Here is a 15,589-nt window from a genome sequence, read left to right as displayed (position 1 = left end):
GCCTTTGGAGCTGCCGCCATGGGGCTTGAAGCATTTCTGCCGGTGGCTTTCGTCATCGGCTATCTCCTCGGCTCGATTCCGTTCGGGCTGATCCTGACCAAGCTCGCGGGCACGCAGGATATCCGCTCGATCGGCTCCGGCAGCATCGGCGCCACCAATGTGCTGCGCACGGGACGCAAGAGCCTTGCCGCGGGCACCCTGCTGTTCGACGCGCTCAAGGGCACCGTGGCCGTGGTGATCGCGGGTTACGTCGCAGGCCCCAATGCCGCGATGGTGGCCGGGCTCGGCGCTTTCCTCGGCCATCTCTTCCCGGTCTGGCTTAAGTTCAGGGGCGGCAAGGGCGTCGCCGTCTATATCGGTATCCTGCTCGGCCTGTTCTGGCCGGGCGCCGTCGTGTTCTGCCTGCTTTGGCTGGCGACCGCCTTCACGACCCGCTACTCCTCGCTCTCCGCGCTGGTGGCGGCGTTCATCACGCCGATCTTCCTGTGGTGGTTCGGCCATCTCGCCTTGTCGGCGCTCACAGCGGTGCTGACGCTGCTCCTGTTCTACGCGCATCGCGAGAACATCAAGCGCTTGCAGGCGGGCAAGGAAAGCCGGATCGGTGAGAAGGCCTAGAGCGTTTTCGAGCGAAGTGGATGCCGGTTCGCGTCAGGAAAACGCGTCAAACACGAATCTGAAGCCGAAAAAAGTACGGATATCGCCGCACCTCAACCGCATTATCTGCCAAATCCTGTTCGCAACCTTCGCGCCACTCGGGGCGGACAGTAGCAAACGGGTTGCGCGCCTGTCATCTTGACAAAGGAAGCGGCGGTTACGCGGTTGCTCAGAATGAGCGAGAAGATGATCGGTACGCATGACGGGGCTGGTTCGCTGGGTGCTTCCGGCAGCGCGGCAAGCCGGCTGCTCTCGACGACCAACATCTGGTCCGACGCGCCCTCGCCGCCGCCCGCCTCCGCGCCTGCCCCTATTTCACGGCCTGCGCCGCAGGCTCGGTCCGTCGCGCCAGCCGTCGCTCGGCTCGATAGCGCGATCACCGAGCCTGTACCGGCCGGCCAGGCGCGTTCCGGCCACTGGCCGCCGCGAAAGCTTTCGCTGGCGCTGCAGGGTGGCGGCACCTTTGCCGCCTTCACCTGGGGCGTGCTGGAGCGGCTGCTGGAAGAGCCTGACATCGCGATCGACACCATCAGCGGCGCCAGCGCCGGCGCCGTCAATGCGCTGCTGCTTGCTTGCGGCCTTGCCGAAGGCGGACGCGAAGGCGCGCGGTCGCGGCTGAACCGGTTCTGGGTCCGGCTGATGCACGAGGCCTCGTTCCGCTCGCTGATGCTGGTCGGTGGCTTTTCGCCGGCGGGAAGCTCGGTCGCGTTCGGCCCGACGCTGCGCTCCGGGCAGTTCGATCCGTTCGATCTCGACCCGCTGCGGCAGGCGCTGTCGCGCGACATCAACTTTTCCATCTTGCGCGACGCGCGATGCCCGAAGCTGCTGATCGCGGCGACGCGGATCCGCGACGGGCAGCAGCAGATCTTCGCCAACGACGCCATCACCGCCGACGTCGCGCTGGCCTCGACCTGTCCGCCGCTGGTTCACTGCGCCGTCGAGATCGACGGCGAAGCCTATTGGGACGGCGGCTTCGGCGGCAATCCGCCGCTGCTGCGGCTGGTCCAGGAAACGGCGGCGACGGATCTGCTGCTCGTTCAGGTCACGCCGACGCGCGACAGCTATGTGCCGATCACGCTCGCCGCGATCGACCGCAGGCTCGACCAGATCATGGCCAACGCCGCGCTCAATGCCGAGATCGCGGCGATCGAATGGGCGCAGTCGCGCGCCACGGCTTCGTTGCGCCTTACCAGGATCGCGGCGGAAGACTCCGTTGACGGCCTGGCGCAGCGCTCGTCGACCGATCTCGGCCGCGGCTTCATTCGCCTGCTGCACCGGAGCGGTCGCGAGGCCGCCGCGCGCTGGCTCGGGCAAGATGCAAGGGCCGGCGCAGCGCCCTCTGCGTCCGCTCAGGCCTCTGCTTCTTCCGAACCTGCGCTAGCCTGATTTCGCCAGCGCATCCTCCAGGAACCAGGCCGCTGCAAGCGCGAGCGGATCGTTGCCGAAGCGCGCGATCACTTGCACGCCGATCGGCAGGCCGCCGACCTTGAGGACGGGCACGTTGACGCAAGGATTGCCCATCAGCGTCCAGAGCCGGTTGTAGCGGGGATCGCCGGTGGTCGCGAGCTCCTTGGCCGGCGCCGTGCCTGGCGCCGAATAGGTCAAAAGCACGTCGACACCTTCGAACAGCTCGCCGAGCTCGCGCCGGCCGCGACGGCTGATCCGGCGCGCCTCGTCATATTCCTTCGGAGTCAGCCCGACCGTCGCATCGAGACTGGCGCGCAGCATCGGCGCGATCTCGTCATGCCGCTCGGAGAACTCCCAGGCGAGCGCGCGATGCGCCTCGAAATCCTGGACGATGGGGTGAATGCGCCAGGCTTCCTGCACCGCCTCGGGCAGATCGATCACCTGCACGCTGGCGCCGGCGCGCTCGGCCGCCTTGATCGCGGCCAGCAGCCCCTCTTCGGCCGCCGGCTCGACCGCGCCGGCAAACTCCTGCCTGACGACGCCGATGCGGGGCGACTTCGCCGGGGTGATGCCCAAAAATTCGGTGCGGCCGGTCATCGCGAGCAGTCCGCGCGCGAGATCCTCAGCGCGCGCGCCAAACAGGCCGACCGTGTCGAGCGCCCACGAGTAGCACTTCACACCGACCGTCGGCAGCATCCGGAACGACGGCTTGATCGCGGCGGTCCCGCAATAGGCCGCGGGCCGGATCACCGAGCCGCCGGTCTGGGTGCCCAGCGCCAGCGGGATCATGCCGGCGCCGACCGCCGCAGCCGAGCCCGAGGACGAGCCGCCCGGCGAGTGGCCAAGATTGTGCGGATTGCGCGTCGGCGTCGGATCTCGCGAGGCGAACGCGGTCGTGGTGGTCTTGCCGATGATGGTGGCGCCTGCCCGCTTCAGCAGCATCACGACCGGCGCGTCGGCGCGCGGCTGCCAACCGCGATAGATCTCCGAGCCCATCTCCGTCGGCATGTTGGCGGTGTCGATGATGTCCTTGATGCCGACCGCAATGCCGCGCAGCGGCCCGGAGCCTTGCGCCCTCGCCGATTTGTCGTGGCGGACGAAGGCGTGGACGTCCTTCTCTTTGGCCTCGATCGCCGCGTGCGATTGCGCGATGGCGGCGTCGGGCGAAAGCTCGCCCGTTTCGATGCGGCGCTGGAGGTCGGCAAGCGAGATCATGGCAAAATCCTTCTTATTGTGATCGCTTTTAGCATCGCAGCAAGGTCGCGCAAGCGCACGTCACTGTTGCGCAACGCCCTCAGGTTGTTCCATGCTATCGCTGCAAGGAGACGCCGTGGACGCCATCAACCCAAGCGTGGAGCTGACCGAGGCTGAGCGGATCGACCGCCTGCGGCTGATCCGTTCCGACAATGTCGGGCCGCGCACCTTCCGCTCGCTGGTCGATCATTTCGGCAGCCCGCGCGCCGCGCTGGAGCGGCTGCCGGATCTCGCCCGCCGCGGCGGTGCGCAGCGAACGGGTCGCATCTGTGGTGCCGATGAAGCGAAGGCCGAGCTTGCCGCAAGCCGCAAGTTCGGCATCGCCTGGCTGGCGCCCGGCGAGGACGGCTATCCGCCGCGGCTGGCGATGATCGACGACGCACCGCCGCTGCTCGCCGTGCGCGGCGACGCGAAGACCTTGATGCGGCCGATGATCGCCATCGTCGGCTCGCGCAACGCCTCGGGCGCCGGCTTGAAATTCGCCGGCCAGCTCGCGCGCGAACTTGGCGAAGCCGGCTTTGTCGTCATCTCGGGCCTCGCCCGCGGTGTCGATCAGGCCGCGCATCGCGCCAGCATTGAGAGCGGCACGATCGCCGTGCTCGCCGGCGGCCATGACTGCATCTATCCGCCCGAGCATGGCGACCTGCTCACATCGATCCTCGATCACGCCGGCGCGGCGATCTCGGAAATGCCGCTCGGCCACGAGCCGCGCGCCCGCGACTTTCCCCGCCGCAATCGATTGATCTCCGGCGCCTCGCTCGGCGTCGTCGTGGTGGAGGCCGCGCAACGCTCAGGCTCGCTGATCACCGCGCGCATGGCGGCCGAACAGGGCCGCGAGGTGTTCGCGGTGCCGGGCTCGCCGCTCGACCCGCGCGCCGCCGGCACCAACGATCTGATCAAGCAGGGTGCAACGCTCGTCACCGAGGCCGCCGACATCATCAATGCGGTTCAGCCGATCATGGAGCGGCCGCTGATGCACCCCGCAGGCGAGCCCGACAGCGAGCCGTTCGAGAGCGATCCGCAAGGGCATGACCGCGATCAGATCACCAACCTGCTCGGCCCGGCCCCAATCTCGATCGACGATCTCGTGCGGATGTCCGGCGCCTCGCCCGCGATCGTACGTACCGTGCTGCTGGAGCTCGAGCTGGCAGGTCGGCTCGAACGCCACGGCGGCGGATTGGTGTCGCTGCTTTAAAGAGCTTACCCTCCCCTGGAGGGGGAGGGTCGATCGCGCGCAGCGCGAGCGGGGTGGGGTGATCTCTCCACTCGGGCAGCGTTCGATGAGGAGAGACTGTCACCCCACCCCGTCTCACATTTCGCTGCGCTCATGTGAGCCGACCCTCCCCCTCCAGGGGAGGGTAAAGCGCGTGCCCCTCAGTGGGAGGTGACAGTCGGCTCGCATCGGTGAACCGAGATTGATCACGTCCTAACCCTCGTTGCGCGCATCGAACCGCGTGCGTGCTGCCGCGATCTGCACCTGATGTTCGATCGCCCACTCGCCGAGGGCCTTCACCGGCTGCTGAAGACCGCGGCCGAGGTCAGTCAGCTCATAGTCGACCCGCGGCGGAATGGTCGGGAAGATCGTGCGCGTGACGAGACCGTCGCGCTCGAGGCCACGCAGCGTCAGGGTCAGCATCCGCTGCGAGATGCCGTTGATCATTCGCTTCAGCTCGTTGAAGCGCTTTGGTCCGTCGCTGAGCATCATGATGACGAACACGCTCCATTTGTCGCCGACGCGGGACAGTATGGAGGCGACCCCGCGGCAGTCCGCGTGGTTGGGATCCGGCATTGGATCTGGGCTCTGATTTGGCCTTGGATTTGGACTTGGATTTGGACTTGGGTTCAGCCTCGGCGGAGCAGGCAGATCGATGTTCTCAGGTTTCAATGATGTGCCCATGGCTCAAAAAAGTGCGTTCTTGCGGGAATTTCGATAGTCACTCATGTAGCGCTGGTTACAAACCTATACCAGGGTGACCCCAAATGAAACTCCTCCATATCGACTCCAGCGTGCTCGGCCCCCACTCCGTCAGCCGGCAGGTTTCCGCCGCCATCGTCGACCGTCTCAGGCAGGCGACCCCATCGCTTCAGGTTGTCTATCGCGACCTGACCCAGACGCCGCTGGCCCATCTCTCCGGCTCGCATCTCGCGGCCGCGCAGGGCGCCCCCGTGCCGGCGGAGCTGGCGCCTGACCTTGCCGCAAGCGCGGCCGTGCTGGACGAGTTCCTGGACGCCGAAATCGTCGTCATCGGTGCACCCATGTACAACTTCACGATTCCGAGCCAGCTCAAGGCCTGGATCGACCGCGTCCTCGTGGCGGGGAAGACATTCAAGTATGGCGCGGCCGGGCCGGAGGGGCTCGCCGGCGGCAAGCGCGTGATCGTCGCGATCTCGCGCGGCGGCTATTACGGCGCGGGCTCGCCCGCCGCAGCGCTGGAGCACCTCGAAAGCTATCTGCGCGGTGTGTTCGGGTTCATGGGCATCCACAATGCCGAGTTCATCATCGCCGACGGCATCCAGGTCGGACCGGATCACCGCGAGAAAGCACTTGCGGGGGCGCTTCAGGCGGCTACCAGCCTGCACGCGGCCTGACGCCGCGCCGAAATCAGCCGCCGCCGGACTGCGCGGCGGCTGACGGCTGCACGATCTGCAAAGCTAAGGCCAAGCGCCCTGTATGCCCAGGATCACGACAACGAGCGAGACGAACAGACCGATCCCGGAGAACAACACGATGGCGACGAACTCGGACGTGTCGGAACGCCCGGTCGGAATGGCGGATCTTTCGGTGAAAACGCGCGGTGACGAAATCGACGAGAAAATGCGGGCTGCTTTCAACATAACCGACTCCCTCAAATCGTGAGTCTGTCTGTCCCTGCCCATAATAATAAAGGGTCTTTGCGGCAGGCGCAAAGGTCCAACGCCTCACGCATGGCTTCAGTCAATGCGTCCTGCAAGACGCCGGACCGGCCGGCGCAATCACACGGCGCCGGCCGATTCAATTTGCACTTGATTTGATCAGCCGCGATAGATCGGCGCGCCGCTCGGGGAGGCCACCGCGCCGCCGTCGACGAAGATTTCCTGGCCCTGCACATGCGCGGAATCATCGGAGGCGAGGAACAGCACCGTCTTTGCGACGTGATCGGTTTCACCGATGCGGCCGAGCGGCGTCGATAGCGCGATCCGTTTCTCGAACGCCTTCTCGGCTTCCGGCGTTGCCGTCGCTGGCCCCCAGATCGGCGTGCGGATCGCACCGGGCGCCACGACGTTGACGCGAATACCGCGCGGCGACAGCTCCGAGGCCATGATCCGCGCCATCGCCCGCACGCCGGCCTTCGCGGCGCCGTAAGCCGAGTAACCGGGAATGCCGAGCACTGATATCACCGAGCCGTTGAGGATGATCGAGGCATTGTCGTTGAGATACGGCAGAGCCGATTGCACGGTGAAGAACACGCCGGTCAGGTTGGTGCTGATGACCTTCTCGAAGACGTCCTGCGTGGCCGAGCCCAGCGGCGTGCCGCCGGCGATGCCGGCATTGGCGAACACGATGTCGAACTTGCCGAACTTTTCCGCGCCCTGCCTGATCGCGGCTTCCGTCGCCGTAATGTCGGTGGCATCGGCGGCGAGCGCGAGCGCGTTCGGCCCAAGCTCCTTCGCGGCAGCCTCCAGCGTCTGCTTGTTGCGCCCGGTGATCACCACCCTGGCGCCTTCGGCCACGAACAGTTTTGCCGTCGCAAGCCCGATGCCGCTGTTGCCGCCGGTGATCAGGGCCGTCTTGTTCTTCAGTCTCACGCTCGCCTCCAGTAGTTGCATGATGAAACTACATTGCCATCTAGGCCATTTGGTTTTATGATGCAACCACACAAGCGCGTGATCGGCGCTGACGCCGTGCGAACGCGACAGGACGGACGACGATGGTGAAACGAACGAGCTTCGAGGGCGATGCCTGCCCGATCGCGCGGTCGCTGGAGGCGATCGGCGACTGGTGGTCGCTGCTGATCATCCGCGAGGCGCTGTTCGGCGTGCGCCGCTTCGGCGAGTTTCAGAACAAGCTCGGCATGGCCAAGAACATCCTGTCGGCGCGCCTGCGATCGCTGGTCGACCACGGCATTCTGGAAACCGCCCCCGCCTCCGACGGCAGCGCCTATTCTGAATATCTGCTGACGCCGAAGGGCCGCGGCACCTTCCCGATCCTGGTCGCGCTGCGGCAATGGAGCGAGGAGTTCGACGAACACCCGGAGGAGATCGCGACCATCCTGGTCGACCGCGAAAAAGGCCGCCCGGTGAAGAAACTTGAGATGCGCGCCGAGGATGGGCGCCTGCTCAGCCCTGCGGACACCACGCTGAAGCCACGACCAGCATCGCGACGGCGGTCGGCGTAATGGCGCGCAGCTGCCACCGCCTCGTCATTGCGTCGCAATGACAGGGGTGATGCGGCGCGGCCCAATCTCGCACCGTCACGCTGAGCGCTTCCCGTAGCCCGAATGGAGTACAGCGCAATCCGGGGGCGCCTTGTCGGCAGCACGAGCCCGGATTACGCTTTCACTCCATCCGGGCTTCTGCCCGCAAGCACCCCCTCACGACAGCTTGCGCTTGGTCCGCAGCCGCAGATGCTCATCGGCCTCCAGCTTGGTCATCCCCAGGAGATAATGCAGAACGTCGAGCTTGTGGCGCTCGGCGAGCTTGCGCAATGCTCCGGTCTGCTCGGCGATGAAGGCCACCGCCTCGTCCGCGCCGCCCTCCCCTGGTTCCTCGTGACGCGAGCTTCCCCGCGCGCCTGATGCGGCGCGCGTCCGTTTCTTTGGCTTAGTTACCAAGACCCCACCCGAATCCATGGCCCCAACGGCAACATTACGCCCACATCGATCGCAACTCCAAGGTGGTATTTTGCAACTTTTTCGATATGAAACTTTTCTCATCGAGGCGACTTTCAACACCCCTCGATTTGACAGCGGAGGCCTCACCACCCATGTTCGGGTCGAAACGGCCGACCCGAGTCCTTTCGTTTTCGGCCCGAGATTTTCCCGTAAGTTACTGGAACTACATGAATATCGTCATTGTGGAGTCGCCGGCGAAAGCCAAGACGATCAACAAATATTTGGGCTCGTCCTATGAGGTTCTGGCCTCGTTCGGCCATGTCCGCGACCTGCCCGCGAAGAACGGCTCCGTCGATCCCGATGCCAATTTCAAGATGATCTGGGAGGTCGACCCCAAGGCGGCCGGCCGGCTCAACGAGATTGCCAAGTCGCTGAAGGGCGCCGACCGCCTGATTCTCGCCACCGACCCTGATCGCGAGGGCGAGGCCATCTCCTGGCACGTGCTGGAGGTGCTGAAGGAAAAACGCGCGCTCAAGGACCAGAAGATCGAGCGGGTGGTGTTCAACGCCATCACCAAGCAGGCGGTCTCGGACGCGATGAAGCATCCGCGCCAGATCGACGGCGCGCTGGTCGACGCCTACATGGCGCGCCGCGCGCTCGACTACCTCGTCGGCTTCACCCTCTCCCCCGTATTGTGGCGCAAATTGCCGGGCGCCCGCTCGGCCGGCCGCGTGCAGTCGGTGGCGCTGCGCCTCGTCTGCGACCGCGAGCTCGAGATCGAGAAGTTCGTGCCGCGCGAATACTGGTCGCTGATCGCGACCCTGCTGACGCCGCGCGGGGAAGCGTTCGAGGCCCGCCTGGTCGGTGCCGACGGCAAGAAGATCCAGCGTCTCGACATCGGCACCGGCGCGGAAGCCGAGGACTTCAAGAAGGCGCTCGAGCTGGCGACCTACGCCGTGACGGCGGTCGATGCCAAGCCGGCCCGGCGCAATCCTCAGGCGCCCTTCACCACCTCGACGCTGCAGCAGGAAGCCAGCCGCAAATATGGCTTTGCGCCGGCGCACACGATGCGCATCGCCCAGCGACTTTATGAAGGCATCGACATCGGCGGCGAGACCACCGGACTCATTACTTATATGCGGACCGACGGCGTGCAGATCGCCCCCGAGGCAATCACCCAGGCGCGCAACGTGATCGGCGAGGACTACGGCAAGGCCTATGTGCCGGATGCCCCGCGCCAATACCAGGCCAAGGCGAAGAACGCCCAGGAGGCGCACGAAGCCATCCGTCCGACCGACATGTCACGCCGCCCGGACAGCCTGAGCCGCAGGCTCGATGCCGATCAGGCGAAGCTCTATGAACTGATCTGGAAGCGCACCATCGCAAGCCAGATGGAATCTGCCGAGCTCGAGCGCACCACCGTCGACATCATGGCGAAGGCAGGCGGCCGTACGCTGGAGCTGCGCGCCACCGGCCAGGTCGTCAAGTTCGACGGCTTCCTCGCCCTCTACCAGGAAGGCCGCGACGACGAGGAGGACGAGGATTCACGCCGCCTGCCCGCGATGAGCCAGGGCGAGGCCGTGAAGCGGCAGAGCCTCTCAGTCACCCAGCATTTCACCGAGCCGCCGCCGCGCTTCTCCGAGGCTTCGCTGGTCAAGCGCATGGAAGAGCTCGGCATCGGCCGGCCCTCGACCTATGCCTCGATCCTCCAGGTCCTGAAGGACCGCGGCTACGTCAAGCTCGAGAAGAAGCGCCTGCACGGCGAGGACAAGGGCCGCGTCGTGATCGCGTTCCTCGAAAGCTTCTTCAGCCGCTACGTCGAATACGACTTCACCGCGGGCCTCGAAGAGCAGCTCGACCGCATCTCCAACAACGAGATCTCCTGGCAGCAGGTGCTGAAGGATTTCTGGCGCGACTTCATCGGCGCCGTCGACGACATCAAGGATCTGCGCGTGGCGCAGGTGCTCGACGTGCTCGACGAGATGCTGGGGCCGCACATCTATCCGCCCCGCGCCGACGGCGGCGACGTCAGGCAGTGCCCGAACTGCGGCACCGGCCGGCTGAATCTCAAGGCCGGCAAGTTCGGCGCCTTCGTCGGCTGCTCGAACTATCCGGAGTGTCGGTACACCCGTCAGCTCGCCGCCGATGGCGAGGCGACTGCCGACCGTTCGCTGGGACAGGACCCTGATACGGGTCGCGATGTCTGGGTCAAGGCCGGCCGCTTCGGCCCCTACATCCAGCTCGGCGAGCAGAAGGACTATGAGGAAGGCGAGAAGCCCAAGCGCGCCGGCATCCCGAAGGGCACCTCGCCCGCCGATGTCGATCTCGAGCTCGCGTTGAAGCTGTTGTCGCTGCCGCGCGAGATCGGCAAGCATCCGGAGACCGGTCAGCCGATCACGGCGGGCCTCGGCCGCTTCGGGCCGTTCGTGAAGCACGAGAAGACCTATGCGAGCCTCGAGGCCGGCGACGAGGTGTTCGACATCGGCCTCAACCGCGCGGTGACGCTGATCGCGGAAAAGGTGGCCAAGGGCCCGAGCCGCCGCTTCGGTGCGGATCCCGGCAAGGCGCTCGGCGATCACCCGACGCTCGGCACCGTCACCGTCAAGAGTGGCCGCTACGGCGCCTATGTCACGGCCGGCGGCGTCAACGCGACGATTCCTGCCGAGTTCGAGAAGGATACGATCACCCTGCCGCAGGCGATCGCGCTGATCGACGAGCGCGCCGCCAAGGGCGGGGGCAAGGCGAAAGCGAAGAAGGCGGCCAAGCCGGCCAAGGCCAAGAAGGCCGCCGACGGCGAGGACACCCCGCCAAAGCCGAAGAAACCGGCCGCGAAGAAGGCGGCCAAATCGAAAACTGAATCCACCAGCAAGGCGCGCGCCGCCGTGTCGTCGACCGCAAAAACGTCGCCGACCAAGGCCGCCGCCACCAAGGCTCCGGCCAAGAAGAGTGCCGGCAAGACTTGAGTGAAAGAATTAGAGGTTAAGTGAAACGCACGAAAGACCGTGGCTTTCCCGAAAGGCAAGCCATCGTCGCCTTCATCAAGGCAAATCCAGGAAAGGTCGGAACTCGCGAAATTGCGCGCGAGTTCGGCCTGAAGAACGCCGATCGCGTCGAGCTCAAGCGCATGCTGCGCGAGCTCGCCGACGACGGGATCATCAAGAAGAAGCGACACAAGGTGTCCGAGCCGGACGCGCTCCCGCCGACGCTGCTCGCCGACATCACCGGCCGCGACCCGGACGGCGAATTGATCGCCTGCCCCGCCGAATGGGACGAGGTCGAGAGCGGCGAGCCGCCGAAGATCCTCATCGAGATGCCACGCCGGCCCAAGCCCGGCACCGCCGCCGGCGTCGGCGACCGCGCCCTGCTGCGCGTCGAGCCGTCCGACGAGACCGAAGGCCCGGCGTATCGCGGCCGCATCATCAAGGTCATCGACAAGGCCAAGAGCCGTATCCTCGGCGTATTTCGCAGCCTTCCCGAAGGCGGCGGCCGGCTTGTCCCCGTCGACAAGAAGTTCGCCGATCGCGAGCTGAACATCGCGAAGACCGATACGCAAGGCGCGCAGGATGGCGACCTCGTCAGCGTCGACATCGTCCGCTCGCGCGGCTTCGGCCTCGCCTCGGGGCGCGTGAAAGAGAAGCTCGGCTCGGTCAAGTCGGAAAAGGCGATCAGCCTGATCGCGATCTATGCCCACGAGATTCCGCTGCAGTTCTCCTCCGCCGCCGAGCGCGAGGCGGAAGCCGCCGAACCGGCCAATCTGAAAGGCCGGGAGGACTGGCGCGACGTCCCGCTCATCACCATCGATCCGCCCGACGCCAAGGATCACGACGACGCGGTCCACGCGCAGGCCGACGACGATCCCAACAACAAAGGCGGCTTCATCGTCAACGTCGCCATTGCCGATGTCAGCTTCTACGTCCGGCCGGGCACCGCGCTCGACCGTGACGCGCTCGATCGCGGCAATTCGGTCTACTTCCCCGACCGCGTCGTGCCGATGCTGCCCGAGCGCATCTCCAACAATCTCTGCTCGCTGGTGCCGGGCGAGCCGCGCGGCGCGCTCGCGGTCCGCATGGTGCTCGGCCCCGACGGCCGCAAGCGCTCGCACAGTTTTCATCGCATCCTGATGCGTTCGGCCGCGAAGCTCGCTTACGCGCAGGCACAGGCCGCGATCGACGGAAAGCCTGACGATATCACCGGCCCCCTGCTCGATCCGATCCTGAGGCCGCTCTACGCGGCTTACGCCTGCGCCAAGCGCGCCCGCGACGAGCGCGACCCGCTCAATCTCGATCTGCCCGAGCGCAAGATCCTGCTCAAGAGCGACGGCACGGTCGATCGCGTCGTGGTGCCTGAGCGTCTGGACGCGCACAAGCTGATCGAGGAATTCATGATCCTCGCCAACGTCGCCGCGGCGGAGACGCTGGAGAAGAAGTCGCTGCCGCTGATCTACCGCGTGCATGACGAGCCGACGCTGGAGAAGGTCCACGCACTCTCCGAGTTCCTGGAGACGCTCGACATTCCCTTCACGAAATCAGGCGCGCTGCGTCCGACGTTGTTCAATCGCGTGCTGGCCCAGCTCGAAGGCCACGACTACTATCCGCTGGTCAGCGAAGTCGTGCTGCGCGCCCAGGCGCAGGCGGAATATTCCGCGGAGAACTACGGACATTTCGGCCTGAACCTGCGCCGCTATGCGCATTTCACCTCGCCGATCCGCCGCTATGCCGACCTCGTCGTGCACCGTGCGCTAGTCCGCGCGCTCGGGCTTGGCGAAGGCGCCCTGCCCGACAGCGAGACGCCGGAGAGCTTGAGCGAAGTCGCAGCGCATATTTCGCTGACCGAGCGGCGCGCGATGAAGGCGGAGCGCGAGACCGTCGATCGCCTGATCGCCCATCACCTCGCCGATCGCATCGGCGCCAGCTTCCAGGGCCGCGTCTCCGGCGTCACGCGCGCCGGCCTGTTCGTCAAGCTGAGCGAGACCGGCGCCGACGGATTGATCCCGATCCGATCCCTCGGCACGGAATATTTCAACTATGACGAGAGCCGCCATGCCCTGGTCGGCACCCGCAGCGGGACCATGTATCAGCTGGGCGACGTCGTCGACGTCCGCCTGATCGAAGCGGCTCCCATCGCAGGCGCGCTGCGCTTCGAGCTGCTGTCGTCGGAAAGCGAGAGATCGCCACGGGAGCGCCGGCAGTTCCGTCCGCAGCGCAAATCGTCCAAGCCGCATCCCGGTCGCAGCCCAGAGAGAAAACGCAAGCCCGAGAAGCAAAGATCCGGCAAGGGAAAGAAGGGCCGAGACAAGAGCAAAGGGAAGAGCAAGGGAAAAGGCAACAAGGGTAGAGCATGGTGACGATGAGCACGGCCCCAAAAATCTGGACGCGCGAGACCGGCCTCGTCGAGAAGCGCGACCTCTTTGCCGCGATGAAGCGCGGCTTTCGCGGTCGATGCCCGCGCTGCGGCGAAGGGAAGCTGTTCCGCGCTTTCCTGAAGACGGCGGATCATTGCGCCAAATGCGACCTCGATTTCACGCCGCATCGCGCCGATGATCTGCCCGCCTATCTCGTCATCGTCATCGTCGGTCACGTCGTGGTGCCGGCCGTTTTGTGGATCGAGACCAACTACACCACGCCGGTCTGGATCAGCTTCGCGGCCTATCTGCCCTTCACCTTCATTGCCTCGCTCGCGCTGCTGCAGCCCGTCAAGGGAGCTGTGGTCGGCTTGCAATGGGCTCTGCGCATGCACGGGTTTGACGAGAACCCGCCGGATGGTATTCCGCCGGTGTAAGCAACAAGCAAGAAGCGGTTTGGGTGAGGACATGACGGATATTGCGCAGGCAGCGGAGAAAACCAAGGTCCACGAGGAGAAGGAAGCCGATCATCATCCCTATTTCCGCCCACGGGATGCGGCGACGTTGATCCTCGTCGATCGCAGCGGCGCCGTTCCGAAAGTGCTGGTCGGCAAGCGCCACGACAAGGTGGTATTCATGCCCGGGAAATTCGTCTTCCCCGGCGGGCGCGTCGACAAGGCCGACTATCGCGTGCCCTGCGCGGCGCCGATCACGGCCGAGCTGGAAGCCAATCTCGCCAAGGGCAGCCCGAAGACGCCAGCCTCGCGCGCCAAGTCGCTCGCCATCGCCGCGATCCGCGAGGCCTGTGAGGAGACCGGCCTTTGTCTCGGCCGCAAGATCGAGGGCAAGCTGACGAAGCTCGATGGTCCCTGGCAGCCGTTCGCCGATGCCGGCCTGCTGCCCGATCCCTCCAGCCTGTTCCTGATCGCCCGCGCGATCACCCCGCCCGGCCGCGTCAAGCGCTTCGACACGCGCTTCTTCACGGCGGATGCCTCCGCGATCACACATCGCGTCGAGGGCGTGATCCATGCCGACGCCGAGCTGGTCGAACTGGTCTGGGTCGAGCTCGGCTCAAAACCACTCGCCGATCTGCATCCGATGACGCGCAACGTGCTCAACGAGCTCGACAGCCGCCTTGCCACCGGTCCGCTCCGCCACGATGCGCCGGTACCGTTCTTCCATTTCTACGGCGGCAAGATGCAGAAGGATATTTTGGGCTGATTGCCTCACCTCCCGGGTTCGGTCTTCGGCGCGTGCGATAGCCCTTCCCGTCATTCCGGGACGATGCGAAGCATCGAGCCCGGAATGACGAACATGCCGAGGAACGCCCAAAAATCAAAAAATTGTTCCGCGCGATCCCCGTGGCACTGGCGCAGTCCGTACCTATGTCCTTCCGAACGACAATGAAGCAGGACACCGGGCGATGGCACAACGGCAACTCAAGCTTGGCGCGTTCATGCGCCCGATCAGCATCCACACCGGCGCCTGGCGCTATCCCGGGGCCTGGCCCGACGCCAATTTCAACTTCTCGCATATCAAGCAGCTGATTCAAAAGCTCGAGGCCGGCAAGTTCGACGCCTTCTTCATGGCCGATCATCTCGCCGTCTTGAACATGCCCATCAACGCGCTCAAGCGCAGTCACACCGTGACGTCGTTCGAGCCGTTCACGCTGCTGTCGGCGCTCTCGGCGGTCACCGAGCGCATCGGCCTGATCGCGACAGGCTCGACCACCTTCGACGAGCCCTATCACGTCGCACGCCGCTTCGCCTCGCTCGACCATCTCAGCGGCGGCCGCGCGGGGTGGAACATCGTCACCACCTCGAACCCGGACGCGGCGCTGAATTTCGGCCTCGAAGATCACATGGAGCACGCCGAGCGCTACAAGCGCGCCCGCGAATTCTACGACGTCGTCACCGGCCTGTGGGATTCCTTCGCCGACGATGCCTTCGTGCGCGATGTCGAGAGCGGGCTGTTCTTCGATCCCGCGAAGATGCACACGCTCGACCACAACGGCAAATATCTGAAGGTGCGCGGGCCCCTGAACATCGCCCGTCCCGTGCAGGGCTGGCCGGTGATCGTGCAGGCCGGCGCCTCCGAGGACGGCAAGCAGCTCGCGGCCGAA

General features: G+C 65.6%; 15 protein-coding genes. 10 read left to right on the top strand and 5 right to left on the bottom strand.

Going from position 1 to position 15,589, the window contains the following annotated elements:
- Positions 1–18 precede the first annotated feature (18 nt).
- Complete coding sequence (gene plsY, locus IC50_RS22755) at positions 19–615, top strand: glycerol-3-phosphate 1-O-acyltransferase PlsY (protein WP_035709893.1); 597 nt, start codon at positions 19–21, stop codon at positions 613–615.
- A gap of 213 nt (positions 616–828) precedes the next feature.
- Complete coding sequence (locus IC50_RS22750) at positions 829–2,040, top strand: patatin-like phospholipase family protein (RefSeq protein WP_035709886.1); 1,212 nt, start codon at positions 829–831, stop codon at positions 2,038–2,040.
- Here the strand turns inward: IC50_RS22750 and IC50_RS22745 are convergent.
- A complete protein-coding gene (locus tag IC50_RS22745) occupies positions 2,032–3,276 on the bottom strand; it encodes an amidase (protein ID WP_035709885.1) in 1,245 nt (414 codons plus the stop codon). The genes IC50_RS22750 and IC50_RS22745 overlap by 9 nt on opposite strands.
- Before the next feature lie 91 nt (positions 3,277–3,367).
- On the opposite strand from IC50_RS22745, the gene dprA reads away from it, so the two are divergent.
- Positions 3,368–4,510 (top strand): DNA-processing protein DprA, encoded by a 1,143-nt coding sequence (gene dprA, locus IC50_RS22740; protein ID WP_035709881.1) that lies wholly within the window; start codon positions 3,368–3,370, stop codon positions 4,508–4,510.
- A 231-nt stretch (positions 4,511–4,741) separates the two neighbouring features.
- Here dprA and IC50_RS22735 read toward each other — a convergent pair whose 3' ends face one another.
- Positions 4,742–5,212 (bottom strand): winged helix-turn-helix transcriptional regulator, encoded by a 471-nt coding sequence (locus IC50_RS22735; protein ID WP_035709880.1) that lies wholly within the window; start codon positions 5,210–5,212, stop codon positions 4,742–4,744.
- A gap of 83 nt (positions 5,213–5,295) precedes the next feature.
- Between IC50_RS22735 and IC50_RS22730 the strand changes: the two genes are divergently transcribed.
- Positions 5,296–5,904 (top strand): FMN-dependent NADH-azoreductase, encoded by a 609-nt coding sequence (locus IC50_RS22730; RefSeq protein ID WP_035709878.1) that lies wholly within the window; start codon positions 5,296–5,298, stop codon positions 5,902–5,904.
- A 63-nt stretch (positions 5,905–5,967) separates the two neighbouring features.
- Here IC50_RS22730 and IC50_RS22725 read toward each other — a convergent pair whose 3' ends face one another.
- Together IC50_RS22725 and IC50_RS22720 are read right to left on the bottom strand one after the other, a co-directional pair.
- A complete protein-coding gene (locus IC50_RS22725; protein ID WP_035709876.1) occupies positions 5,968–6,150 on the bottom strand; it encodes a hypothetical protein in 183 nt (60 codons plus the stop codon).
- A gap of 177 nt (positions 6,151–6,327) precedes the next feature.
- Positions 6,328–7,101 (bottom strand): SDR family oxidoreductase, encoded by a 774-nt coding sequence (locus IC50_RS22720; protein WP_035709926.1) that lies wholly within the window; start codon positions 7,099–7,101, stop codon positions 6,328–6,330.
- Positions 7,102–7,223: 122 nt separating this feature from the next.
- Here IC50_RS22720 and IC50_RS22715 point away from each other — a divergent pair, with 122 nt between their 5' ends.
- On the top strand, positions 7,224–7,691 hold the full coding sequence (locus IC50_RS22715; protein WP_035709860.1) for a winged helix-turn-helix transcriptional regulator: 468 nt from the start codon (positions 7,224–7,226) through the stop codon (positions 7,689–7,691).
- Positions 7,692–7,886: 195 nt separating this feature from the next.
- On the opposite strand, the gene IC50_RS43215 is transcribed toward IC50_RS22715, so the two are convergent.
- Positions 7,887–8,030, bottom strand: coding sequence for a hypothetical protein (locus tag IC50_RS43215; protein WP_225150133.1), 144 nt, complete (start codon positions 8,028–8,030; stop codon positions 7,887–7,889).
- Between the two features lie 323 nt (positions 8,031–8,353).
- Between IC50_RS43215 and topA the strand changes: the two genes are divergently transcribed.
- From topA to IC50_RS22685, 5 genes are all read left to right on the top strand, one after another.
- Positions 8,354–11,089 carry a type I DNA topoisomerase gene (gene topA, locus IC50_RS22705; protein WP_035709856.1) on the top strand — a complete coding sequence of 912 codons (2,736 nt, stop codon included), beginning with the start codon at positions 8,354–8,356 and terminating at the stop codon, positions 11,087–11,089.
- A 20-nt stretch (positions 11,090–11,109) separates the two neighbouring features.
- Complete coding sequence (rnr, locus tag IC50_RS22700) at positions 11,110–13,470, top strand: ribonuclease R (protein WP_035709853.1); 2,361 nt, start codon at positions 11,110–11,112, stop codon at positions 13,468–13,470.
- Positions 13,464–13,904 (top strand): DUF983 domain-containing protein, encoded by a 441-nt coding sequence (locus IC50_RS22695; RefSeq protein ID WP_035709851.1) that lies wholly within the window; start codon positions 13,464–13,466, stop codon positions 13,902–13,904. The genes rnr and IC50_RS22695 overlap by 7 nt, the downstream gene beginning before the upstream one ends.
- Before the next feature lie 31 nt (positions 13,905–13,935).
- On the top strand, positions 13,936–14,688 hold the full coding sequence (locus IC50_RS22690; protein WP_035709849.1) for an NUDIX hydrolase: 753 nt from the start codon (positions 13,936–13,938) through the stop codon (positions 14,686–14,688).
- A 202-nt stretch (positions 14,689–14,890) separates the two neighbouring features.
- Positions 14,891–15,589, top strand: a 699-nt coding sequence (locus IC50_RS22685; RefSeq protein WP_035709847.1) for an NtaA/DmoA family FMN-dependent monooxygenase, incomplete at its 3' end; no start/stop codon positions are given.

This window comes from Bradyrhizobium genomosp. I (2014), from assembly GCF_000261685.1.
Taxonomy (GTDB): Bacteria; Pseudomonadota; Alphaproteobacteria; order Rhizobiales; family Xanthobacteraceae; genus Bradyrhizobium.
This window is presented reverse-complemented; position numbering and strand designations above follow the sequence as displayed.

What these genes read in the sequence shown, in the direction of transcription:
- IC50_RS22715 (WP_035709860.1), top strand. Translation starts at nt 7,224, where the DNA reads ATGGTGAAACGAACGAGCTTCGAGGGCGATGCCTGCCCGATCGCGCGG.
- IC50_RS22730 (WP_035709878.1), top strand. Translation starts at nt 5,296, where the DNA reads ATGAAACTCCTCCATATCGACTCCAGCGTGCTCGGCCCCCACTCCGTC.
- dprA (WP_035709881.1), top strand. Translation starts at nt 3,368, where the DNA reads ATGCTATCGCTGCAAGGAGACGCCGTGGACGCCATCAACCCAAGCGTG.
- IC50_RS22750 (WP_035709886.1), top strand. Translation starts at nt 829, where the DNA reads ATGAGCGAGAAGATGATCGGTACGCATGACGGGGCTGGTTCGCTGGGT.
- IC50_RS22735 (WP_035709880.1), bottom strand. Translation starts at nt 5,212, where the DNA reads ATGGGCACATCATTGAAACCTGAGAACATCGATCTGCCTGCTCCGCCG.
- IC50_RS22695 (WP_035709851.1), top strand. Translation starts at nt 13,464, where the DNA reads ATGGTGACGATGAGCACGGCCCCAAAAATCTGGACGCGCGAGACCGGC.
- IC50_RS22690 (WP_035709849.1), top strand. Translation starts at nt 13,936, where the DNA reads ATGACGGATATTGCGCAGGCAGCGGAGAAAACCAAGGTCCACGAGGAG.
- IC50_RS22745 (WP_035709885.1), bottom strand. Translation starts at nt 3,276, where the DNA reads ATGATCTCGCTTGCCGACCTCCAGCGCCGCATCGAAACGGGCGAGCTT.
- IC50_RS22725 (WP_035709876.1), bottom strand. Translation starts at nt 6,150, where the DNA reads ATGTTGAAAGCAGCCCGCATTTTCTCGTCGATTTCGTCACCGCGCGTT.
- topA (WP_035709856.1), top strand. Translation starts at nt 8,354, where the DNA reads ATGAATATCGTCATTGTGGAGTCGCCGGCGAAAGCCAAGACGATCAAC.
- plsY (WP_035709893.1), top strand. Translation starts at nt 19, where the DNA reads ATGGGGCTTGAAGCATTTCTGCCGGTGGCTTTCGTCATCGGCTATCTC.